Source organism: Spirillospora sp. NPDC048911 (assembly GCF_043198015.1).
Lineage (GTDB): Bacteria > Actinomycetota > Actinomycetes > Streptosporangiales > Streptosporangiaceae > Spirillospora.
In genome coordinates this window covers 292,437-312,842 of sequence record NZ_JBICUD010000002.1, presented here as the reverse complement: position 1 = coordinate 312,842, position 20,406 = coordinate 292,437, and the positions used below count along the sequence as shown (strand labels likewise).

20 protein-coding genes are annotated in these 20,406 nt (G+C 72.0%); 6 read left to right on the top strand and 14 right to left on the bottom strand.

Translation table 11 applies throughout. The annotated features are described in order from the left end of the window. Nucleotides 1-52: 52 nt before the first annotated feature. The 7 genes from ACGFNU_RS08610 to ACGFNU_RS08580 form a co-directional block, all read right to left on the bottom strand. Nucleotides 53-1,003, bottom strand: coding sequence for an electron transfer flavoprotein subunit alpha/FixB family protein (locus tag ACGFNU_RS08610; RefSeq protein ID WP_392591497.1), 951 nt, complete (start codon nucleotides 1,001-1,003; stop codon nucleotides 53-55). A gap of 23 nt (nucleotides 1,004-1,026) precedes the next feature. Then, nucleotides 1,027-1,806, bottom strand: a complete 780-nt coding sequence (locus ACGFNU_RS08605; RefSeq protein ID WP_392591495.1) for an electron transfer flavoprotein subunit beta/FixA family protein — start codon at nucleotides 1,804-1,806, stop codon at nucleotides 1,027-1,029. 260 nt (nucleotides 1,807-2,066) lie between these two features. Beyond that, on the bottom strand, nucleotides 2,067-3,359 hold the full coding sequence (locus ACGFNU_RS08600; protein ID WP_392591493.1) for a protein kinase: 1,293 nt from the start codon (nucleotides 3,357-3,359) through the stop codon (nucleotides 2,067-2,069). A 21-nt stretch (nucleotides 3,360-3,380) separates the two neighbouring features. Continuing rightward, nucleotides 3,381-5,303 carry a serine/threonine-protein kinase gene (locus tag ACGFNU_RS08595; protein ID WP_392591491.1) on the bottom strand — a complete coding sequence of 641 codons (1,923 nt, stop codon included), beginning with the start codon at nucleotides 5,301-5,303 and terminating at the stop codon, nucleotides 3,381-3,383. Between the two features lie 51 nt (nucleotides 5,304-5,354). Next, complete coding sequence (locus ACGFNU_RS08590; RefSeq protein ID WP_392591489.1) at nucleotides 5,355-6,263, bottom strand: serine/threonine-protein kinase; 909 nt, start codon at nucleotides 6,261-6,263, stop codon at nucleotides 5,355-5,357. A gap of 94 nt (nucleotides 6,264-6,357) precedes the next feature. Continuing rightward, nucleotides 6,358-7,317: an acyl-ACP desaturase gene (locus ACGFNU_RS08585; protein WP_392591488.1), complete on the bottom strand. Its 960-nt coding sequence runs from the start codon at nucleotides 7,315-7,317 to the stop codon at nucleotides 6,358-6,360. 246 nt (nucleotides 7,318-7,563) lie between these two features. Next, nucleotides 7,564-8,331, bottom strand: coding sequence for an SDR family NAD(P)-dependent oxidoreductase (locus ACGFNU_RS08580; protein WP_392591487.1), 768 nt, complete (start codon nucleotides 8,329-8,331; stop codon nucleotides 7,564-7,566). Nucleotides 8,332-8,412: 81 nt separating this feature from the next. Here ACGFNU_RS08580 and ACGFNU_RS08575 point away from each other — a divergent pair, with 81 nt between their 5' ends. Then, nucleotides 8,413-9,810 carry a sugar porter family MFS transporter gene (locus ACGFNU_RS08575; protein ID WP_392591486.1) on the top strand — a complete coding sequence of 466 codons (1,398 nt, stop codon included), beginning with the start codon at nucleotides 8,413-8,415 and terminating at the stop codon, nucleotides 9,808-9,810. A 37-nt stretch (nucleotides 9,811-9,847) separates the two neighbouring features. Here ACGFNU_RS08575 and ACGFNU_RS08570 read toward each other — a convergent pair whose 3' ends face one another. Beyond that, on the bottom strand, nucleotides 9,848-10,504 hold the full coding sequence (locus ACGFNU_RS08570) for an NADPH-dependent F420 reductase (RefSeq protein WP_392591485.1): 657 nt from the start codon (nucleotides 10,502-10,504) through the stop codon (nucleotides 9,848-9,850). 63 nt (nucleotides 10,505-10,567) lie between these two features. Between ACGFNU_RS08570 and ACGFNU_RS08565 the strand changes: the two genes are divergently transcribed. After that, entirely contained in the window at nucleotides 10,568-11,002 is a 435-nt protein-coding gene (locus ACGFNU_RS08565) for a winged helix-turn-helix transcriptional regulator (RefSeq protein ID WP_392591483.1), read from the top strand. Here the strand turns inward: ACGFNU_RS08565 and ACGFNU_RS08560 are convergent. Then, complete coding sequence (locus tag ACGFNU_RS08560; protein ID WP_392591482.1) at nucleotides 10,989-11,771, bottom strand: enoyl-CoA hydratase/isomerase family protein; 783 nt, start codon at nucleotides 11,769-11,771, stop codon at nucleotides 10,989-10,991. The genes ACGFNU_RS08565 and ACGFNU_RS08560 overlap by 14 nt on opposite strands. A 118-nt stretch (nucleotides 11,772-11,889) precedes the next feature. Here ACGFNU_RS08560 and ACGFNU_RS08555 point away from each other — a divergent pair, with 118 nt between their 5' ends. Continuing rightward, on the top strand, nucleotides 11,890-14,922 hold the full coding sequence (locus tag ACGFNU_RS08555) for a DEAD/DEAH box helicase (protein ID WP_392591480.1): 3,033 nt from the start codon (nucleotides 11,890-11,892) through the stop codon (nucleotides 14,920-14,922). After that, entirely contained in the window at nucleotides 14,922-15,737 is an 816-nt protein-coding gene (locus ACGFNU_RS08550) for an SWIM zinc finger family protein (RefSeq protein WP_392591478.1), read from the top strand. Before ACGFNU_RS08555 ends, ACGFNU_RS08550 begins: the two co-directional genes overlap by 1 nt. Here the strand turns inward: ACGFNU_RS08550 and ACGFNU_RS08545 are convergent. The 5 genes from ACGFNU_RS08545 to ACGFNU_RS08525 all read right to left on the bottom strand — a co-directional run bounded on the left by ACGFNU_RS08545 (nucleotide 15,728) and on the right by ACGFNU_RS08525 (nucleotide 19,425). Then, nucleotides 15,728-16,570: a M55 family metallopeptidase gene (locus ACGFNU_RS08545; RefSeq protein ID WP_392591476.1), complete on the bottom strand. Its 843-nt coding sequence runs from the start codon at nucleotides 16,568-16,570 to the stop codon at nucleotides 15,728-15,730. The two genes, ACGFNU_RS08550 and ACGFNU_RS08545, sit on opposite strands and share 10 nt — an antisense overlap. Then, nucleotides 16,567-17,013 carry a S26 family signal peptidase gene (locus ACGFNU_RS08540; RefSeq protein ID WP_392591474.1) on the bottom strand — a complete coding sequence of 149 codons (447 nt, stop codon included), beginning with the start codon at nucleotides 17,011-17,013 and terminating at the stop codon, nucleotides 16,567-16,569. Before ACGFNU_RS08540 ends, ACGFNU_RS08545 begins: the two co-directional genes overlap by 4 nt. A 31-nt stretch (nucleotides 17,014-17,044) precedes the next feature. Next, nucleotides 17,045-17,593 carry a TlpA family protein disulfide reductase gene (locus ACGFNU_RS08535; protein ID WP_392591472.1) on the bottom strand — a complete coding sequence of 183 codons (549 nt, stop codon included), beginning with the start codon at nucleotides 17,591-17,593 and terminating at the stop codon, nucleotides 17,045-17,047. 341 nt (nucleotides 17,594-17,934) lie between these two features. Further along, entirely contained in the window at nucleotides 17,935-18,156 is a 222-nt protein-coding gene (locus ACGFNU_RS08530) for a DUF5957 family protein (RefSeq protein ID WP_392591470.1), read from the bottom strand. Between the two features lie 138 nt (nucleotides 18,157-18,294). Next, nucleotides 18,295-19,425, bottom strand: a complete 1,131-nt coding sequence (locus tag ACGFNU_RS08525) for a sensor histidine kinase (protein WP_392591468.1) — start codon at nucleotides 19,423-19,425, stop codon at nucleotides 18,295-18,297. Between the two features lie 129 nt (nucleotides 19,426-19,554). Between ACGFNU_RS08525 and ACGFNU_RS08520 the strand changes: the two genes are divergently transcribed. After that, the gene (locus ACGFNU_RS08520; RefSeq protein ID WP_392591466.1) at nucleotides 19,555-19,803 is read left to right on the top strand and encodes a helix-turn-helix transcriptional regulator; all 249 of its coding nucleotides are present in this window, start codon (nucleotides 19,555-19,557) and stop codon (nucleotides 19,801-19,803) included. Then, the gene (locus ACGFNU_RS08515) at nucleotides 19,800-20,402 is read left to right on the top strand and encodes a hypothetical protein (protein ID WP_392591464.1); all 603 of its coding nucleotides are present in this window, start codon (nucleotides 19,800-19,802) and stop codon (nucleotides 20,400-20,402) included. Before ACGFNU_RS08520 ends, ACGFNU_RS08515 begins: the two co-directional genes overlap by 4 nt. Nucleotides 20,403-20,406 lie beyond the last annotated feature (4 nt).

Here is a 20,406-nt window from a genome sequence, read left to right as displayed (position 1 = left end):
CGCCGCCGCGGATGCGGGCGGCGAGGCGTCTTCGCGGAGACGATCCCGGGCGCTACCTGCGCTTGTTGATCTCCTCGGTGAGCTGCGGCGCGACCTGGAAGAGGTCGCCCACGACGCCGTAGTCCACGAGCTCGAAGATCGGGGCCTCGGCGTCCTTGTTGATCGCGATGATCGTCTTCGAGGTCTGCATGCCGGCCCGGTGCTGGATGGCGCCGGAGATGCCCACCGCGATGTAGAGCTGCGGCGACACCGTCTTGCCGGTCTGGCCGACCTGGAAGGAGTGCGGGTACCAGCCGGCGTCGGTCGCGGCGCGGGAGGCGCCCACCGCCGCCCCGAGGGAGTCGGCCAGCCCTTCGATGATCTTGAAGTTCTCCGCGCCGCCGACACCGCGGCCGCCGGAGACGACGATCGCGGCCTCGGTGAGGTCCGGGCGCTCGCCCTTCTCCTGGACGACCTTCTCGGTGATCCGGGCACCCTTGTCGGCGTCCGACAGGGTCACCGACACGGCCTCCTCCGCACCGGCGGCCGGGGCGGCCTCGGGCGCGATGGAGTTGGGACGGACCGCCACGATCGGCGTGCCGGTCTTGACCCTGGCGTGCGTGACGATGCCGCCACCGAAGATCGAGTGCTCGGCGACGACGCCCTCGGCGAGGTCCACCACGTCGGTCAGCACGCCGGAGCCGGTCTTCACCGCGAGGCGGCCGGCCACCTCCTTGCCCTCGGCCGTCGCGGAGACGAGCACCGCGGCCGGGGACTTGTCGGCCACCAGCTGGGCCAGCAGGGCGGCCTTCGGGGCCACCACGTACGAGGTCAGCTCCTCGTCGGCGGCCACGTAGATCTTGGCGGCGCCGTACTCGGCCAGCTTGTCCTTGGCGCCCTCGGCGCCCGGGCCGACCCATACCGCGGCGGGCTCGCCCAGCCGGCGCGCGGCCGTGAGCAGCTCGAGCGCGACCTTCTTCACTTCGCCGTCGACGTGGTCGACGAGGACGAGAATCTCAGCCATTGTTTCCTAATCCCCTTCCTCGCTCAGACGAACTTCTTCGACGCGAGGAACTCGGCGATCTTCGCGCCGCCGTCGCCCTCGTCGGTGACGATCTGGCCCTGGGCCCGGGGCGGGGCCTCGGCGAAGTCGACGACCTCGGTGGCGGCGTTCGCGAGCCCCACCTGCGCGGCGTCGATGCCGGCGTCGGCGATGCCGATCGTGTCGACCGGCTTCTTCTTGGCCGCCATGATCCCCTTGAACGAGGGGTAGCGCGGCTCGTTGATCTTCTCCACCACGCTGACGACCGCGGGCAGGCTCGCCTCGACCTTGTCGAAGCCGTAGTCGGTCTGCCGCTGGATCGTGATGGCGGTGCCGTCGATCTCGACCTTGTTGGCCAGCGACAGTTGCGCCACGCCGAGCCGCTCGGCGAGCATCGCGGCGAGGACGCCGGTCCGCGCGTCGGTCGACTCCGAGCCGAGCACGACCAGGTCGAACCCGGTCCGCCCCAGCGCCTGCTGGATGGCGTACGAGGTCTGCAGCGCGTCGGAGCCCGCCAGCGCGTCGTCGATCAGGTGCACGGCCTTGTCGGCACCCATGGCCAGCGACTTGCGGATCGAGTCCGTCGCCTTGTCGGGGCCCATGGTGAGAACGGTGACCTCGCCGCCGTGGGCCTCCTTGATGCGCAGCGCCTCTTCGATGGCGTACTCATCAAGTTCGTTGATCACACCGTCCGCGGCGGCGCGGTCGAGCGTGCTGTCATCGGACTTCAGCTTGCGCGGGCTCTCCGTATCGGGAACCTGCTTCACCAGGACGACGATGTTCATGGCCGGTGGCCGACCTCCCTGCTATCAGTTGGCCGCTGGGGCAGCGGACAGAGGGGCGCCGCCCAGGGCGGGTCGACGCGGGCTGATGCGCACAGCCTGCCAAACACCCGAACGTGCTTCGGCTCCGGGTCCCCGATTCGGCCGTACGCCACCTATATTACCGGGCGGTAACCTGGTGGCAAATCCCAGCTCCTGAGACATTCCGCACGCCGAGCATGCCGGACGCCGGGACCCACGGTGTACATCCACCGTGACACACATCACTGCAGCCGGGTCTGCACCTGGCTCACCGCGCTCTCCAGCGAGCTCTGCAACCCGTACATCGGCGCGAAGCTCGGCGTCAGCGAGATGGCCCCCACCACCGAGAGGAACGCCACGATCCCCAGGAGCACGCCGCCGATCCCGATGGCCCGGGGCGTCCCGGCGACCCCGGCCGCCAGCCGTTCCAGCCCCTGCCGCGGCCCGGAGACCCCCGGCGCCGTCCACAGGACCGCGACCCCGGCTCCCACGCCGAGAGCACAGGCCCCCAGCGGATCGGCCTCGACCCCCACCGCCGACAGGGACGCCAGCCCCAACGTCACCATCAGCGCGACCACCCCCGCGCAGGCCAGGGTGACGGCCGTCCTGCCCACCGCCATGCCCCATCCCCGCCCGGCGACCCCGCGCAGCACCACGACCGCGACGACCGACCCCACGGCCCCGACCACCGGCATCATCACCGTGACCGCCGCCACCGCGACCACTGCCAAGGCCGCCAGCAACCGAGCCCAAGCCTGAACGACCCCCGCACCGACACCACCCGGCACGGTCGCACCACCCGGCGTGAGAGCACCGGCAGACGCGGAAACGTCACCAGGCGTGAGCACGGCGCTGGGCGCGCTTGCGCTGCCAGAGGCGGTGGCGCTCTCCATTGCGAGGGCTCCGGCGTTGCTGCGAGGAGTGGCGGGGGGCTGCGCCAGGCGGGTCAGTGCTTCTACCAGGGCTTGGGCCGTGGGGCGGGTCTCCTCGTCGGACGTGGTGGCCGCCTCCAGGAGGGGTTGGAGCCGGGACGGGATGGTGCCGCCGGCGGCGTGGGTGACCAGGGCGGCCCAGGACCGGACGTCGGCGGCCGGGTCGGCGGGCGGGGCCAGGGCGAAGTCGACGATGACCGGGGAGCCGTCCACGATCAGGACGTCCTGGGGACGGAGGGCTCGATGGGCCAGGCCCGACTCGTGGATCGCGGCCAGGGCCTTGGCCAGGTCCAGGGCCAGGCGGTCGAGGGCCTGGCCGGTGAGGGGGCCGTGCGCGGCGACGTGGCGGTCCAGCGGATGGCCCGGAACGAAACGCGAGACGACGTAGGGCCGAGGGGCCTCGGGGTCGCCGTCGAGGACGTCCACCACGTACGGGCTCCGAACGGCGCGCATGCGGTCGAGGTCGGCCCGGAGGCGGTCGCGGGAGCCGCCCGGGAGGAGGCGGATCGCCACGTCGCGGCCGGTGGGGCCGGCGGCGCGGTGGACGTCGCCGGTGCCCAGGCGCGACAGGAGGCGGTAGGGGCCGATGTGTTCGTCGTTCATCGGCTCGCCACCCTATCGGCGTCAGACGAAGGGCAGCCCGTCGAGGAGATCACGGACATCGCCGCGGAGGTCTTCGAGCTTCTTGCTCGTCCCGTCCAGGGGCGTGGTGTCGGGCGGCTGCTGCTTCGACAGGATCACCAGCATCGCCGCGAAGAGGCCGAGCACCAGAGCGCCGCCGACGGCGGCCTCCGTCCGCGGCAGGAGGGCGCCCCAGAGGCGGGCCATCTGACGCCGCGGCGCGCCGCTGCCGGGCGCGAGGCAGAGCAGGCCGATGTAGAGCATGGCCGAGAAGGAGATCGCGCGGGAGGCCGTCATGGTGTCGTTGGCGAACATCAGGACGCCGAGGACGATCAGCGCCGCGAGGGCGGCCAGGCCCGCCAGGAGGGCGGTCATCATCAGCGCGCCCGGCAGGTGCAGCGGCGACTTGAACGTGGCGGCGAGCGCGTCGCCGGACCGGGGGCCGCGCCGGGTGCGCTTGCCCTCCATGCCCTTGGCGGCCTTGTCGCCCGCGCGCAGGACGAGGACGCCGACGGTGGTGACCGCGACGGCGAGGAGCGGCGCGATGTTGGCGAAGCCCAGGAGGGCGGCCAGGACGAGGAGGCTGAGCAGCCGGTACCAGCCGTACGGCTTGCGCTGCTCGGCGGCGGGGCCGGGCCGCTGCTCGGGGGGCCGCGCGGCGGGCCGTTCGGGCGGGCGCTCGGCCGGCCGCGGCTGCGTGCCGCCGTTGTACGGGGCCGGGGCCGGGGCCGGGGCGGGCGGTGGCGCCTCCTGGCGCGGCGGCTGATCCTGGCGCGGCGGGAGGCCGCCGCGGCGCGGCCGGGTCGGCGGGCGCTGGGCGTAGCCGCTGTACGCGTTCGGCTGCTCGAACGGGCTCGGGGCCGGCGGCGGTACGGGCGGCGGCGCGGCCGGGGGCAGCTGGCCGACGAAGTCCTTGGGCTGCTGGGCCGAGACCGGCGCGGGCATGGGGGCGGGCGCCGGTGGCGGCGTGGCCGGCTCCGGCGCCGGGGAAGAAGTGGGCGCGGGGCCCGTGGCGGGCATGGAGAACTGCCGCGCGTGGTCGGACGGCTGCTCCATCGGCTGGGAGGTCTGGTCCGGGCGCGTGTAGTGGTCGTCGACCCGGGTCTGGTCGGTGATCGTCGCTTCGAGGTGGATGCGGCGGGTCAGCTGGACCAGGTTGACCGCTGTCGGGCGCTCGGCCGGGTGCCGGGCCATCGCTGACCGGACGACCGGGTAGAGCGCCTCGGGCATGCCGTCCAGGTCCGGCGTGTTCTGCATGATCTTGTAGAAGATCGACTCGAACGTGCCGGAGCCGAACGGCGGGCGGCCGGTCGCGGCGTAGGCGAGGGTGCCCGCCCAGGCGTGCACGTCGGAGGCGGGCCCGGCGTCCTCACCCTCGATGATCTCCGGCGCGAGATAGCCGGGGGTGCCGATGACCATGCCGGTGGCGGTCAGCCGGGTCGCGTCGGCGGCCTGCGCGATGCCGAAGTCGATCACGACCGGCTCGCTGTCGACCAGCATGACGTTGCCGGGCTTGAGGTCGCGGTGCACGATGCCGGCGCCGTGGATCGCCGACAGGGCCGCGGCCAGGCCGGTGGCCAGCCGCTGGAGGGACTGGCCGAAGATCGGGCCGTGCTCCTCGACGATCTCTTCGAGGGTGCGGCCCGGCACGTACTGGGTCACGATGTAGGGCCGGTCGGCCGTGACGTCGGCGTCGAGGATCTCAGCGACGTGCGGGCTGTGCACCCGCCGCATCGAGTCGACCTCGCGGGCCAGCCGCCGCCGGGCCGTGGCGTCACCGGCGACCTGGGGGCGCAGTACCTTGATGGCCACGTTGCGTCCCTCGGGATCGACCCCGAGGTGCACGACGCCCATGCCGCCTTCCCCCAGGGTCCGGCTGACGCGATAGTGGCCGATCTTGTCCCCGGACGTGACAACCCCCTCCATCGTTTCCGAAACCCTACCGCCGCCCATGGCACCAAGAGGATCTAACGGGCATCACACCGCCGCCCCGTCGTACCGCACCGTGACCTGCCGATCTCTCTCCGCGAATCCGCGCGCCGGGTCGTGTCCCCGCCCGTGCGCGACGCCGCGCACCGGGCCGCGTTCGACGGTGCCGGTGTTCCACTGGGCGAGGCTCCCCGCGAACCAGCGGGCGGTCGGGCGCCCGGCCGGATCGCGCCGCAGCGCGAGCCGCAGCAGCGAGGCGACCGGCTCGGGCGCGCCGTCGAGGTCGGCCTTGCCGCGCAGGATGCGGAAGCAGACGCCGTGCAGCGTGCCGCGGCCGAACGGGTGGCGCCCGGTCGCCGCGTACGCCACCGTCGACGCCCACGAGAAGACGTCGGAGGCCGCCGAGGCGCGCTCACCCTCGATCAGTTCCGGCGCCAGGTAGGCGGGCGTGCCGATGACCATCCCCTGCCGGGTGATCTGGTCGGCCCCCGGCTGCTGGGCGATCCCGAAGTCGATCAGGGTCGGCCGGTCGCCCATCACGATGACGTTGCCCGGCGAGACGTCGCGGTGCAGGACGCCCGCGTCGTGCACCGCCGCCAGCCCGAGCGCCAGCGTGCGCGCGAACCGCAGCAGCCGCTCGCCGCGCAGCGGGCCGTACGCCTCGACGAGATCCGCCAGCGGGAGGCCCGGCACGTACTGCACCACGACGTAGGGCCGGTCGTCCGCGACGCCCGCGTCGAGCAGGCGCGCCACGTACGGGCTGTCGACCCTGCTCTGCGCCGCGACCTCGCGGGCGAGCCGGCGGCGTGCCTCCGGCTCGCCGGCGACGTCGTCGGTCAGCTCTTTGATCGCCACTTCGCGCCCGGCCGCGTCGATGCCCCGATGGACGACGGCCGTGCTCCCCCGGCCGATCTCGTCCAGCAACCGATACGCGCCCAGCCGCCGATGCGTCCCCATACACCCTATGACGCCAAGAAGCGGGCACTCGTTCCGAACGAGACCAGCCCGTTATGGATCTTTACGAACGGGCCGGCCGGGCCGGGCCCGGCCGTCAGCCCTTGGCCGCCGCCTTGGCCGCCTGGCGGGCGCGGCGCTCCTCGCGGCGGGTCTCGAACTTGGTCGCCGCGACGTCCAGCTCGTCCAGGAACTCGCCGAGCTCGTCGCGGGCCTTCGCGCCCTCGTCGCTCAGCCCCTCCAGCTCGAAGATCCCCAGCTTGCGCAGCACCGGCCGGAGCACGTCGTCGTGGTGGAGCCGCAGGTCGTAGATGCCCGCGTTCGCGATGATCACGGACTTGCGGAGGAAGCCGTCGATGCCGGTGCCGGGCATCTGGAACGCCTTGACGACCTCGGTGATCGCCTTCATCGTCTCGTTCGGCGCGATCTCCAGGGCCCCGCCGAGCAGGTTGCGGTAGAAGATCATGTGGAGGTTCTCGTCGGCCGCCACCCGGGTGAGCATCTGCTCGCAGATGGGGTCGCCGGAGGCCTTGCCGGTGTTGCGGTGCGCGACGCGGGTGGCCAGCTCCTGGAACGAGACGTACGCCACACCGTGCAGGAACGCGTCGCCGTGCGTCGCCTCGTACCCCTCCTCCATGTGCTTCATCCGGGCCCGCTCCAGCGCGATCGGGTCGACCGCGCGCGTCACCGTGAGGTAGTCGCGGATGACGATGCCGTGCCGGTTCTCCTCGGCGGTCCAGCGGTTGACCCAGTAGCCCCAGGCGCCCTCGCGGCCGAACACGTCGGCGATCGCGCGGTGGTAGCCGGGGAGGTTGTCCTCGGTCAGCAGGTTGACGATCAGCGACTCACGGGCCTCGGTGCTGAGGTGCGAGTCTTCAGGCGTCCACCCCGTACCGCCGAGAGGCCCGTCGAAGTCCGAGCCCTGGCCCCACGGCACGTACTGGTGCGGGAACCACTCCTTGGCCATGGACAGGTGACGGTCGACCTCCTTCTCGACCAGACCCTCGAGTTCGAGCATCAGGCCGGTCTGGAACTTCTCCTCGGGTGATACGGGCATGCCTGCTTCCTTCGCTGGACGACGTGGTGGATGTGCCGTGCGACGCTCCGTGTCAGTGGCACGGTGGAGCCCAGCAGGGGCGCACAACTTACGAAACCGTAGGTTCGATGTTCGCGTTCGGCGGTGACCGGCGTCAAGTCACCCACGTCACAACCAACCCAGGTGAATTGTTGTAGGTATGCGGAGATACCGCTTGTCACCCAGCTACAGAAAACGTGCTGGACGGCGTGTGAGAAACCACTCTTCTCACTGGGTGTCAGCGGCCTGTCGCCATATGCGATTGGCCGCGGCCCGCAGCAACGGCCTCGGCACGAGCTTCAACGCGGGCAGCGCCGCTTTGTACTGAAGGCCTGGGACGCACATTGCCCTGCCTGCCGAAACCGCGTCCAGCCCGGCCCGAGCCACGTCTTCGCGCCGCAGCCAGAGCAGATTGGCCTCGTCCTCTTCGGTCGTCCGCGTGAATCCAGGGCAAAGCGCCGTCACGTGCACTCCCTTGCCCGCCACTTCGGCGTGCAGGCTTTCGGAGAACGAGGCCACGTACGCCTTGGTCGCGCCATAGACCGCGCTGCCCGGGGACGGCGCGAACCCCGCCATCGACGCGACGTTCAGCACCCCGCCCCGGCGCCGCCGGATCATCCCGGGCAACGCCGCGTGCGTGAGCCGCATCAGCGCCACCACGTTCAGCTCGACCTCGCCCAGCTGGTCGTCCAAGGAGAGCTCGGCGAACGGGCCGAACGCCCCGAACCCGGCGTTGTTGATCAGCAGCTCCACCGGATCGGCCCGCAGCCGCTCCTCGACCTCGCCGCGCTCCGCCGGGTCGGTGAGGTCGGCGGCCAGCACCTCGACGCCCACCCGGTACCGCTCGACCAGGTCGCGGGCCAGCCCGTCCAGCAGCTCCGCCCGGCGCGCCACGATCACGAGGTCGGTGCCGCGGCCGGCGAGCAGCCGCGCGAAACTCTCGCCGATGCCGCTGGACGCGCCGGTGACCAGCGCCGTTCGGTAGGCCTGTCGCATGGCGCGAGATCGTAGCGACACGGGGCGCCGTTTGACCCGATAAGTCACGGGTAGCCCGGCACTTATCTCAAGGAGGAGACAGTGCCAGGCTACGTACGGGAAGCGTCCCGCAACCCCTTCGTCCTCAAGATCTCCATGCTCGCGGCCCTCGGCGGGCTCCTGTTCGGATACGACACCGGCGTCATCTCCGGAGCGCTCCTCTACATCAAAGAGGACCTGCACGCGGGCTCCCTCGCCCAGTCGTGGATCGTCGCCGGGCTGCTCGCGGGCGCCGTCGCCGGCGCGCTGGCCGGCGGCCGGCTCGCCGACCTGATCAGCCGCCGCTGGACGTTGCTGATCTCGGGAGTCGTCTACGTCGCGGGCGCCCTCGCCGCCGCGCTCGCCCAGACCTCGGGCCAGCTCGTCGCCGCCCGCGTCGTGCTGGGCCTCGCGGTCGGCGCCGCGTCCGCCGTGGTGCCGCTCTACATCGCCGAGCACACGCCGCCCAAGATCCGTGGCGGGACCGTCTCGTACAACCAGCTGATGATCACCATCGGCATCCTCGTCGCGTACCTGGTCAACTTCGCGCTGCGCGACGTGGCCGGCGGCTGGCGCTGGATGCTCGGACTCGGCGCGACGCCCGGCGTCATCCTGGTGCTCAGCATGCTGGTCGTGCCCTACAGCCCGCGCTGGCTCATGCAACGCGGCCGGCGTGCCGAGGCGCGCCGCGTGCTGGCCCGCACCCGCCAGGGCGAGGACGTCGACGCGGAGCTCGACGAGATCGAGAGCGTGGTCGCGCAGGAGCACCGGACGAGTTTCCGCGACCTGCTGCGGCCGTCCCTGAGGCCGATGCTGGTGGTCGGCATCGGCCTCGCCGTCATCCAGCAGATCGTCGGCGTCAACACGGTCATCTACTTCTCACCGACGATCCTGACCTACACCGGCCTGGAGGCGTCCGACGCCATCGCGCAGGCCCTCACCGTCGGGATCACCAACGTGGTGTTCACGGTGGTCGCGGTCCTGCTGCTCGACCGGGTCGGCCGCCGCACCCTGCTGATCATCGGCACCGCCGGGCTCACCGTCGCGCTCGTCCTGCTCGCCGCCTTCTTCGGCCTCGGCTGGCAGGACAGCGCTCCCTGGGTGGCGCTCGCGGCCCTGCTGATCTACATCGCCTCGTTCGCCGTCGGGCTGGGCCCGGTGTTCTGGCTGATGATCTCGGAGATCTTCCCGCTCGCCGTCCGCGGCCGCGCGATGGCCGTGTGCAGCCTCTTCAACTGGGGGGCCAACTTCCTGGTGTCCTACTACTTCCTGCAACTCGTCGACGCCATCGGCCGGGCCTCGACCTTCTGGCTGTACGCGGGCCTCTCCGTCGCGGGGATCGTGTTCTTCATCGCCAAGGTCCCCGAGACCCGCAACCGTTCGCTGGAAGAGATCGAACGAGAGCTGTCCCCTGCCGCGGCCAAGCCCACCCGCCCCACCGGCAACCCCCGGCACGCCTGACCTGGGTTCAGGTCAGGCGCGTCCGGACGGACGGGGCTCAGCCGTTCGGGGGGACCGGCTCGCCGCCCGCGTGCTCCAGCGGCGGGAGCATGACGGCGGGGTCGGCCCCCACGGCGTAGAGCCCCACGACGAAGGCGGCGGTGGCCTCCAGCTGGCCGGCCCGGTCGAGGCCGCCGCCGAGCAGGGGTTCGCAGCCCAGATCCCGGACGAGCCGTTCGACCACGTTGAGCGCGTCATCGTCGTCGCCGCACACGGGCACGCCGAGCGGGCGGCCGTCGAACACCGGCGGCGTCCGCCGCCACACGCTCTCATGGCAGAGGTTGAACGCCTTGACCACCCGCGCGCCCGGAGCCGCCGCGGCGATGCGCTGGGCGCCGGACGGCCCGTCGCCCGTCAGCAGCGCGAACGTCGAGTCGCCCCACGTGTTGGTGCAGTCGATCAGCACCCGCCCGTCCAGCGCGCCGCCGGCCGCCCGCACCACGTCCTCGGCCGCCGCGTACCTGACGGCCAGCAGCGCCACCTCGCCGAATGCGGCGGCCTCCCGCAACGACCCGCTCCGCGCGCCGATCTTCTCCGCCAGCGCGGCTGCCTTCTCCGGTGCGCGCGCACCGATCATGACCTCGTGCCCCGCCCGCGCCCACTGGCCGCCGAGCGCGTCCGCCATGCCGCCCGCGCCCAGAATCCCGATCCGCATCTCAGCCTCCCGGTCGATTACCGTTTCGATCGGGACGCTAGGCGTTCTGTTAGGCACCGCCAGGTGCGCATCGGAAAGGGCATGCTTGTGGCCGAGGCCATGCGGAGCACGGAAGACCACTACATCGCCGACTGCCAGACGCGGCTCGGGCTCGACCTGCTCTCCGGGGCGTGGACGGGCGTGGTGCTGTGGGCGCTGGGCAAGGGCCCGCGCCGCCCCGGCGAGCTGCGCGACGAGATCGGCGGGATCAGCCAGAAGGTCCTCACCGAGACGCTGCGCAAGCTGGAGTCCAACGGCCTGGTCGTACGGCACCGCTACGCCGAGGCCCCGCCCCGGGTCGAGTACGAGCTGACGGGGCCGGGCCGGGGGCTGCTGGAGCCGCTCAACGCCCTGGGGCGCTGGACGGTCCGCTATGCCGACGAGGTCCTGGAAGCTCAAGAAGCCCAGGAGACCCAGAAGGCTCAGGAACGCGAAGCCCAGCCGCTCAGCGGCCGGTGAACTTGGCCTTGCCGGGCCCTTCCTCGATGAAGCTCTTCATGCCGTCGCGCTGGTCGTCGGTCGCCCACAGGGCCGAGAACTGCACGCGCTCGATCTCCAGCCCCGTCTGCAGATCCACCTCAAGCCCGGTGTCGATGGCCTGCTTGGCGGCGCGCAGGGCCAGCGCCGGGCCGCCGACAAATGTGGCCGCCCACGTCCTCGCCGCCGCGTAGACGTCCTCGTCGGGCACGACCCGGTCGACCAGGCCGATCGTCAGGGCCTCGGCCGCCTGCACATGCCGGCCAGAGAAGATCAGGTCCTTGGCCTTCGCCGGGCCGACCAGCCGGGTGAGCCGCTGCGTGCCGCCCGCGCCGGGGATGATGCCGAGCTGGATCTCGGGCTGGCCGAGCCTGGCGCCCTCGCCCGCCACCCGGAAGTCGGCGGTCAGCGCGACCTCCAGGCCGCCGCCCAGCGCGTACCCGGTGATCGCGGCGATGACCGGCTTGGGGATGGCCGCCAGCTCCCTGGTGAACTCCTGCAGCAGCCGCGACGGGCCGCCCGACATGCCCGCGTACGACAGCTCGGCCATCTCCTTGATGTCCGCGCCCGCCGCGAAGACCCGCTCGCCGCCGTAAAGGATCACCGCGGCCACCGTCGCGTCCTCGGTGACCTGCCGGGCCGCCTCGATCAGCTCCCGCTGCACCTGCGCGTTGAGGGCGTTCATCTTCGGCCGGTCCAGCCGGATCGTCCCGATCCCGTCCTCGACCTCGACCCGTACGAACTCGCCCACCACGACCTCCTGCTTTCCTCACCGGCCAGACCGACCCGAGCCTAACGCGGACCGGATCGTCGGACTTCGCTGGTAACTTCGGTGGCCGGTCATCGCAGCTCTCCCAGGGATCACGTCCATGCTCGTCGCACACGCCACCTGGCACGGCGGAGCCCTGTGCCTGTGGGCCGAACGCACCGGCCCGTACGAGCCGCAGCCCGACGTGCACCCGTTCGCCACCCGCGATTTCAGCGGCACGTCCTACGAGCCCCTTGTCGGCGGCGCGTCCCGGGTCGAACTGCGGATGGTGCTCCCGACCCACGGCGATCATCCGCTGCCCTCCGCCGAGCTCGGCCCCGAGCCGTTCGAGGGCGAGCCGGAGCTGCGCGAGTGGCGCGTGCCCGCCCTCGTCCTCGAGCCGTTCCCCGCCATGGCACTGCTCCAGGCGGCCGAGCACGCCGGAGACGTCGTCCCCGGCACCGACCTGCGCTTCCTCTGCCTGCTCGCCGACGAGGCCGCGCACCTCGCCGGGCGCGGCCTCGTCCTGCCCGCCCTGCTCCGCGAGGACGGCGACCTGGTGGCCCGCTGGCGCCCGGTCGTCGACGACCCCGCCCGCTTCCGCGACCTGGCCCGCGCGATGCCCGCCGCGTGCCGGGCGGCCGACGGCGGGCGGCCCGCCGCGCAGGTGCTGCGGGAGACGCTGTCCGGCCTCGTCGACACGACCGTCCGGGGCACGGTCCCGCATCCGCTCCTGCCGCCGCGCAAGGGCAAGGTTCCCGACCGCGTCCCGCTCGCCGAACGCTGGTTCGAGGCCCTCACCGGCCCCGACGCCACCGTTCCCCGCGAGCCGCGCGACAACGCCGACGAGCTGATCTCCGAGCTGGAGGCCTGGGCCGCCGCCGCGCGCCGCCCCGCCGGCCCGCTGCGCGTCTGCTTCCGCCTGGCCGAGCCCGGCGCGCAAGAGTACGAGCAGGAGTTCGCGCCCCCCGAATCGGACGGGCCCGACGAGCCGGAGGAGCCGCCGTCCGACGCCTGGCGGGTGGAGTTCGCGCTCCAGGGCACCGACGACCCGAGCCTCTACGTCCCCGCCTCGATGATCTGGGCCGGTGAGGCCGGGCTGGTCGAGGACGCCGACGAGACGCTGCTCGCCGGGCTGGGCCGGGCCCTGCGCCTCTTCCCCGACCTGGCACCCGCCCTGGATTCACCCGTCCCCGCCGAGCTGATCCTCGACACGGCGGGCGCGTTCCGCTTCCTGCGCACCGCCGCCCCCCTCCTGGCCGCGGCAGGGTTCGGCGTCCTGCTCCCCCAGTGGGCGGGCAAGGCCAAACTCGGCCTCAAGCTGACCACCCGCGCCGAAGAGGGCGAGGGCTCCGGCGCGGCCACCTCCTCGGGCTTCGACCTCCGGGGCATGGTCGACTTCCGCTGGGACCTCGCCATCGGCGACGAGAACATCGACGAGGACGAGCTGGCCGAGCTGGCCCGCCTCAAGACCCCCCTCGTCCGCCTGCGCGGCCAGTGGGTCGAGCTCGACGAGGAGCAGCTCGAAGCCGCCCTCGACTTCCTGCGCCATCCCCGCCAGGGCCGCATGACGGCCGCGCAGGCGATGCAGGCCGTCATCCACGCGGGCGAAGAGCAGCTCCCCCTGGTCGAGGTCGACGCCGACGGCACCTTCGGCGACCTCCTCTCCGGCGAGGCCGACCGCCGCCTGACCCCCCTCGCCACCCCCGAAGACCTCGACGCGCAACTACGTCCCTACCAGGAACGTGGCCTGGCGTGGCTCGCGTTCATGGACGAGCTGGGCCTGGGCGCGCTGCTCGCCGACGACATGGGCCTGGGTAAAACGATCTCCATCCTGTCGCTGCTCGTGCACGAGCGTGAGAACGGTGCGGCACCAGGGCCGACGCTGGCGATCCTGCCGATGTCGCTGGTGGGCAACTGGCAGCGTGAGGCCACCAAGTTCACGCCCAAGCTCAAGGTGTACGTGCATCACGGCACCGGGCGGCATCGTGACGAGGAGCTCGTCGAGGCGGTGCGGCGGGCCGATCTGGTGCTGACCACGTACGGGACGGCGGCGCGCGACGCGGAGATGCTCGCCGGGATCGAGTGGGGGCGGGTCGTCTGCGACGAGGCGCAGGCCCTCAAGAACAGCGGCACCCGGCAGGCCCGGGCGGTGCGGAGCATTCCGGCGCGGAGCAGGATCGCGCTGACGGGGACGCCGGTGGAGAACCACCTGACCGAGCTGTGGTCGATCATGGAGTTCGCCAATCCCGGGCTGCTCGGGCCGCGCACGGTCTTCCGCGAACGCTTCGCCGTGCCGGTCGAGAGGGACGGGGACGAGCAGGCGGCGCTGGCCCTCAAGCGCGCCACCCAGCCGTTCATCCTGCGCAGGCTCAAGACGGATAAGTCGATCATCTCGGACCTGCCGGACAAGCAGGAGATCAAGCTCTACTGCAACCTGACCACCGAGCAGGCCTCGCTCTACCAGGCCACGGTCGACGACATGCTCGCCCAGATCGCCGAGGCGGACGACAAGCAGCGGCGCGGGCTGGTGCTGGCGACGATGGCCAAGCTCAAGCAGGTCTGCAACCACCCGGCGCACCTGCTCAAGGACGGCTCGCGGCTCCAGGGACGCTCGGGCAAGCTGGAGCGGCTCGAAGAGATCTGCGAAGAGGTTCTGGAGCAGGGCGAGAAGGCGCTGGTCTTCACGCAGTACGCGGAGTTCGGGTCGATGCTCCAGCCCTATCTGGCGTCCCGGCTGGAGCGGCCGGTGCTGTGGCTGCACGGCGGGACGTCCAAACAGCAGCGCGACGACCTCGTCCAGCATTTCCAGGGCGACCCGGAGCCCTCCATCTTCCTGCTGTCGCTCAAGGCGGCGGGCACGGGGCTGACGCTGACCGCGGCCAACCACGTCGTCCACGTCGACCGCTGGTGGAACCCCGCCGTCGAGGATCAGGCGACCGACCGCGCGTTCCGCATCGGGCAGACCAAGAACGTGCAGGTCCGCAAGTTCATCTGCGTCGGCACGATGGAGGAGCGCATCGACGAGATGATCGAACGCAAGAAGGCACTCGCCGAGTCGATCGTGGGCACCGGCGAAGACTGGCTCACCGAGCTGTCGGTCGCCGAGCTCCGGGACGTGCTGCGCCTGTCGCCCGAGGCGGTGAGCGACTGATGGACTTCTCCGAGTACGGCCCGCCGATCCCCGTCGAGGACGGCATCAAGGCCAGGTCGCGGCGCGGGTCGATCGGCGCGGAGTGGTGGTCGCGGCGGTTCATCGACCTCGTCGAGTCGTTCGCCGACTCCGGCCGCTTGCGGCGGGGCCGGGCGTACGCGCGGAAGGGCCAGGTCATCGACCTGAAGGTGCTGCCGTACGAGGTGACGGCGCGGGTGCAGGGCTCGGTCGCGGAGCCGTACGAGGTGGCGCTGGGCATCGAGGCCATCGACGACCCGGCCTGGCGGGCCGTCGAGCAGGAGCTGTCCTCGCGCGCGCTTTTCCGGGCCCGGTTGCTGGCCGGGGAGATGCCGCCGGAGATCGAGTGGGTGTTCGCCGAGTTCGGCCTCTGCCTCTTCCCCGAGTCCGCGGACGACCTGCACATGATGTGCAGCTGCCCGGACTGGGGCGATCCGTGCAAGCACGCCGCCGCCGTGCTCTATCTCCTGGCCGAGGCGTTCGACGACGATCCGTTCCTGATCCTGGCGTGGAACGGGCGCACCAAGGACCAGCTGCTCGCCGCCCTGCGCCGCCGGAACGCGACGGAGCCCGATCCGTTCGAGGTCGAGGAGGACGAGCCGCTGACCGCCGCGGGCTTCTGGACGCCCCCGTCCGGCCTCGCCCGCCTGCGCGAGCGGCGGCCCGCTCCGCCGGTGCCGCCCGGCTTCATCCTCCAGGTGGCGGCGCCGCCACCGGTGCGGATCCGCCGCCGTGACCTGGTCGACGTCCTCGCCCCCGCGTACGACGCGCTGGCCCCCGAGGCCCCTCAGCCGTAGTGCAGCCCGGTGCAGCCGACCTCGCCCGCGATGGTCGCCCAGACGCCGAGCAGGCCGACGACCTCCTCGTAGTCGCCCGTCGTGAACTCGGTCATCCGCGGCCCGGCGAGCTTGACCCCGGGGACGACCGAGCACGAGTGGGCGATCGAGGTGGAGACCCAGTCGACGCCCAGGGTGTAGGGCGCGGGCACGGTGTACGGCCGGACCCGGCCGAGATCCGCCAGCGCCTCCCGCGTCGCGTCGTAGATCAGCTGCTGGGCGCGCCCCGGCGGGATCAGCTCGGCCGCGTACCGGCCGCAGCCCTTCTTCACCGCGACGGTCGTGACGTCCCCGAGCACCTCGCGCGCCTCGGCGCAGGCGGCGTCGTCGCCCGCGACCAGGGCCACCGGCACGCCCAGCGACCCCGCGTACGCGGCCATCAGCCGGATCTCGCCGGCGAGCTCGCCGTTCAGATAGAGGTCGCGGATCTCCGAGCCCATCCACGTGTGGTTGAGCACGCCCTCGGGCGTCCCGGCCCGCGCGTGGTAGCCGACGTACAGGGCGGCGTCGAACGACGCGTCGAGACCTTCGCCCATGCGCATCGGCTTGTACGGGCCGCGGATCAGCGTGCAGCGCTCGTCGAGCAGATCGACGCGGAGGTTCTTGCCCGAGCTGTGCGAGTCGGTCACCACGACCGTGGTGGCGCCACCGTCGAACGCGGCGCGGATCGCCGCGTTCGCGTCGCCCGTCATGAGCTCGCACCCGCGCTCGTAGCCGCGCCCCCCGGCACGCATCTCCTCGGGATCGGTCAGACCCGAGATGCCCTCCATGTCGACCGAAACAAAGACCTTCATGGCGCGATGATGCCACGCTCAGCGACCGGAGAGAGCTTGCGGACCACCACGCCGAGGACCCGGTCGACGGGGACGTGACCCCAGACCCGCGAGTCCTCGCTGACCGGCCCGTCGCCGAGCACCACGAGGTGCCCTTCGGGGACCACGGCCCCCGGCTCCGCGCCCACGCGTTCCGCCACGGCGCCGGGCACCGGGTCACCCGGCACGGCCACGACCCGTTTGAGGAACCACATCGCCGCGGCCGGCTCGGGCAGCGGCGTGGTGCGCCAGACCCCGCCGGGCAGCGCGGTCTGCAGGGCCACCACCTGCCCGCGCCCGGCCCGCTCGCCGTCGCGGCGCCGTACCAGGACACGGTCGCCGGCCCGGTACGCGGGTTCCATGCTCGTCCCCACCACCCGGACGACCACGAACCGGCGCCGGGCCAGCACCAGACCCGAGGTCATGGCCGCGAGCACGCCGAGGGCGTACGCGGGCTTAGAGATTCCGTACTCCTTCGGGACGAGCGACCACGGGGAGCCGGCCCGGATCGGTGTCGGCCGCGACGATGACGGCGTCACCGTCGATCAGGTAGAAGCTGGGGAACTGCGAGATCTGCAGGGCCCTGCCCAGCGGGCCGCCCATCGATTCGACGACGACCGTGGCGACCGGTTCGAGCTGCTCCGCGAACGTCGCGACCCGCTCGGCGTCGCCGGTCACCAGAGCGAACGCCTTCTCGGGGGCGGCGCCCTTCAGGTACGCGGCGAACTCGGGGACACGTTCATGGCAGGACTCGCACTCGGTCGAGAAGACCCCGACCACCGTCTGGCCGGTGAACGAGGCGCGCGAGACCGGCGAGCCGCCGAGGGTGGTCGCCTCGAACTCGGCGAGCGGCGTGCCGGGCGCGACCATGCGCGACTGGGGCGGGCCGAGCTCCGCGAGCCGGAGGGAGTGCACCCCCAGCCGCCGGACCACGGCCATGGTCAGCACCAGGTTGGCCAGGCCCAGCACGCCCACGAGAACGACTGCTACGACGAGGACGGACATGACGTGCTCCTTAGGGGCGTGGCGTGCTCACGACGGGGAGAACGGACGCCCGCCGATCCGGGGACCGGCGGGCGCCGAGTCCGCGATCAGCAGGGTTGGAACGAGCTACAGCTGACCGAGCCGTTATGGTCGTGGTAACAGCAGGTCCGGCAGTGCCTTCCTTGGCAGCACCACTCGGTCCAGCACGCGGCGGCGGCCTTGGTCGACGGCAGGAACGTTCCGAGCATTCGGTCGCCCAGTCTGTTCAGGGCACGGATCACTGGGACCTCCCAGGTCGGGGAACGTACGCCCTCACAATGAAGTCGGTTCGATCATGCGAGAACGGACAGCATCGCCGACGATCACCGCCCCGGTTCGACATCTTGTGATCTTGACTTCCGGTCGATGATGGGGCCCGCCACGGCTCCGGCGACGGCCAGGAGGGGCGGGAAGATCGCCACCACCTTGAGCCGGCCGGGGCTGTCCAGGAGGAAGTGGCCGGCGGCGCCGATCAGGACCTCCAGGGCGAATCCGGCGAAGAGGCCCGCGACCAGGCCCAAGAGGACCGCTGCGACCGTTCTCATCGTTCGTTCTCCGTTGGCTCGTGGGAGGGACGAACAGATTGTGCGCGGCCGGTCGCCGACCGCGAATCCCGCGCGAGAAGGCAATCGGTGTACGCGTCTGGCGCAGGGAACGCCACTCCCCTACATCGCGGGATGTAATCAAGCGGGGATGCTGGCCTCGACCCGGAAGCCGCCGTCGGGCCGTGGGGCGGCGGCCAGGGTGCCGCCGAGCGCCTCGGCGCGTTCGGTCATGCCGCGGATGCCGTTTCCCGGTGTGGGGGCGGGCTTGGAACGGCCGTCGTCGTCGATCTGGACGCGCACGGCGGCGGGTGTGTAGCGGATCCGCACGGTGACCGCGGTGGCGTCGGAGTGCTTGGTCACGTTGGTGAGGGCCTCCTGGACGATGCGGAACGCGGCCAGGTCGGCTTCGGGCGGAAGGGGGCGCGGGTCGCCCTCGATCTCGGTGCGGATCTCGGGACCGATGGCGCGGGTGGTCAGCTCTTCGAGCCGGTCCAGCCCGGGCGGCGGGGCCACCGGGGCGGTCTCGTCCACCTGGCGGAGGACGCCGAGAGTGGTGCGCAGCTCGCGGAGCGTCTCCTTGCTGGTCTCCTTGATGGCGGTGAGGGCCTCGTCCGCGCGGGCGGGGTCCTTGCCGTGCAGGGCGGCGCTGGCCTGCACGTTGATCAGCGAGATGTTGTGGCCGAGCACGTCGTGCAGCTCGCGGGCGATGCGCAGGCGCTCCTCGGTGGTCCGGCGGAGCGCCTCCTCCTCGCGGCCCCGTTCGGCCTCGACGGCGCGGAGCTCGGCCTCGCGCAGGTAGGCGTGGCGGTTGTGCACCACGGCGCCGACCGCGACGACCGCGACGAACCAGCCCGCGAGGAGGTAGAGCGCGCCGTCGGCGAGGTGGTTGACCCCGCTGCTGATCTCGCCGTACGCGACGGCGGCCATCGCGGCCGAGCCGGCGGCGGACGCGATCACGAGGTGCCCCTGGGCCGCGACGCTGTAGAGCGCGACGACGAACACCACCATCATCGGCCCGTCGGGCTCGGTGACCGGGTAATAGGCCGCGCTGGCCACCGCCGTCACGGCCACCACCGCGATGGGACGGCTGCGCCGGAAGGCCAGCGCGCCGCAGCCGATGCCCATGAGCAGCCAGCCCAGCCAAGGCACCAGGGCACGCTCGTGGTCCTCCGCCATCTGGGCCACCGTCGCGGCGGCGATGGCGGCGAACAGCACCAGTGCCAGCACGAGGTCGGCGGTGCGGCCGCGCGGTGGCCAGTCCCTGCTCACGGATCAATCCTGCCAGGAAGGCCGGATGTTGCGGCTCTGCGAGTGAATGTAGTAGAACTACTATCACTTGATACAGGCATACTGAGCTATGTCGTGATGTCTGTATGAGAGAGGAGGGTTGCCCGGCCGATGTCCCCCAGCAAGGACGACAAAGAGATCGTCTACAACCGGATCCCGATGCTCCGCGCCGAGCGCGGCGTCTCGCGCCGCGACCTCGCCACCGCGCTCGGCGTCCACTACCAGACCGTCGGCTACCTCGAACGCGGCGAGTACAGCCCCAGCCTGCACCTGGCGCTGCGCATCGCCGCCTACTTCGAGGTGCCCGTCGAGGTCGTCTTCGCCCTCAGCCCGTTCCCCAGGATTGGAAGCACGTCATGATGAACGCCGACGCCGGCCGGTGGGCCGAGCAGCGCAAGAAGTCGCAGGCCAAGCGGGCCGAGCGCCTCGAGAAGATGGACGCCGAGCTGGAGCGGCGCCTGCCCGCCCGCTACGCCAGGCAGCGCAACCGCCGCATCGTGGCGGGCATGGGCGCGGCCCTGCTGGGCCTGCTCTGGGTGGACGCGGCCATCTCGTGGGCGCTGGCCCCCTCCGACACCGCGATGATCGCCAACTTCGTCATCCTCGGCGTCCTCATCGTGCTCGGGTTCCCGGTGGCCGGCCAGCTCATCGCGATCACCCGGGGCATGATCTTCAAGCGCGAGCACGAGCTCGACGAGCGCCAGCAGCTCGCGCGGCTCCGCGCGTTCTCCACGGCGCACAAGGGCACGACGACGTTGATCATCCTCGCCACCGCCGCGACGATGCTCGCGGACGGCGACGACGACCTGCACGTCCCGTCCGCCGCGCTCTTCCTGATCCTGTTCGCGCTCCTCGTCACCCACGTGCTGCTGCCACAGGTCGTGGCGACCTGGCAGATGCCCGACCCGCCCGCCGATGACGAGGACGACATGGCGGACGCGGCCGGGCACCAGGCCTAGTGTC

Excerpts from the sequence above, each read along its gene's own strand:
- ACGFNU_RS08610 (WP_392591497.1), bottom strand. The coding sequence starts at position 1,003 with ATGGCTGAGATTCTCGTCCTCGTCGACCACGTCGACGGCGAAGTGAAG.
- ACGFNU_RS08605 (WP_392591495.1), bottom strand. The coding sequence starts at position 1,806 with ATGAACATCGTCGTCCTGGTGAAGCAGGTTCCCGATACGGAGAGCCCG.
- ACGFNU_RS08600 (WP_392591493.1), bottom strand. The coding sequence starts at position 3,359 with ATGAACGACGAACACATCGGCCCCTACCGCCTCCTGTCGCGCCTGGGC.
- ACGFNU_RS08595 (WP_392591491.1), bottom strand. The coding sequence starts at position 5,303 with ATGGAGGGGGTTGTCACGTCCGGGGACAAGATCGGCCACTATCGCGTC.
- ACGFNU_RS08590 (WP_392591489.1), bottom strand. The coding sequence starts at position 6,263 with ATGGGGACGCATCGGCGGCTGGGCGCGTATCGGTTGCTGGACGAGATC.
- ACGFNU_RS08585 (WP_392591488.1), bottom strand. The coding sequence starts at position 7,317 with ATGCCCGTATCACCCGAGGAGAAGTTCCAGACCGGCCTGATGCTCGAA.
- ACGFNU_RS08580 (WP_392591487.1), bottom strand. The coding sequence starts at position 8,331 with ATGCGACAGGCCTACCGAACGGCGCTGGTCACCGGCGCGTCCAGCGGC.
- ACGFNU_RS08570 (WP_392591485.1), bottom strand. The coding sequence starts at position 10,504 with ATGCGGATCGGGATTCTGGGCGCGGGCGGCATGGCGGACGCGCTCGGC.
- ACGFNU_RS08555 (WP_392591480.1), top strand. The coding sequence starts at position 11,890 with ATGCTCGTCGCACACGCCACCTGGCACGGCGGAGCCCTGTGCCTGTGG.
- ACGFNU_RS08550 (WP_392591478.1), top strand. The coding sequence starts at position 14,922 with ATGGACTTCTCCGAGTACGGCCCGCCGATCCCCGTCGAGGACGGCATC.
- ACGFNU_RS08545 (WP_392591476.1), bottom strand. The coding sequence starts at position 16,570 with ATGAAGGTCTTTGTTTCGGTCGACATGGAGGGCATCTCGGGTCTGACC.
- ACGFNU_RS08540 (WP_392591474.1), bottom strand. The coding sequence starts at position 17,013 with ATGACCTCGGGTCTGGTGCTGGCCCGGCGCCGGTTCGTGGTCGTCCGG.
- ACGFNU_RS08535 (WP_392591472.1), bottom strand. The coding sequence starts at position 17,593 with ATGTCCGTCCTCGTCGTAGCAGTCGTTCTCGTGGGCGTGCTGGGCCTG.
- ACGFNU_RS08530 (WP_392591470.1), bottom strand. The coding sequence starts at position 18,156 with ATGAGAACGGTCGCAGCGGTCCTCTTGGGCCTGGTCGCGGGCCTCTTC.
- ACGFNU_RS08520 (WP_392591466.1), top strand. The coding sequence starts at position 19,555 with ATGTCCCCCAGCAAGGACGACAAAGAGATCGTCTACAACCGGATCCCG.
- ACGFNU_RS08515 (WP_392591464.1), top strand. The coding sequence starts at position 19,800 with ATGATGAACGCCGACGCCGGCCGGTGGGCCGAGCAGCGCAAGAAGTCG.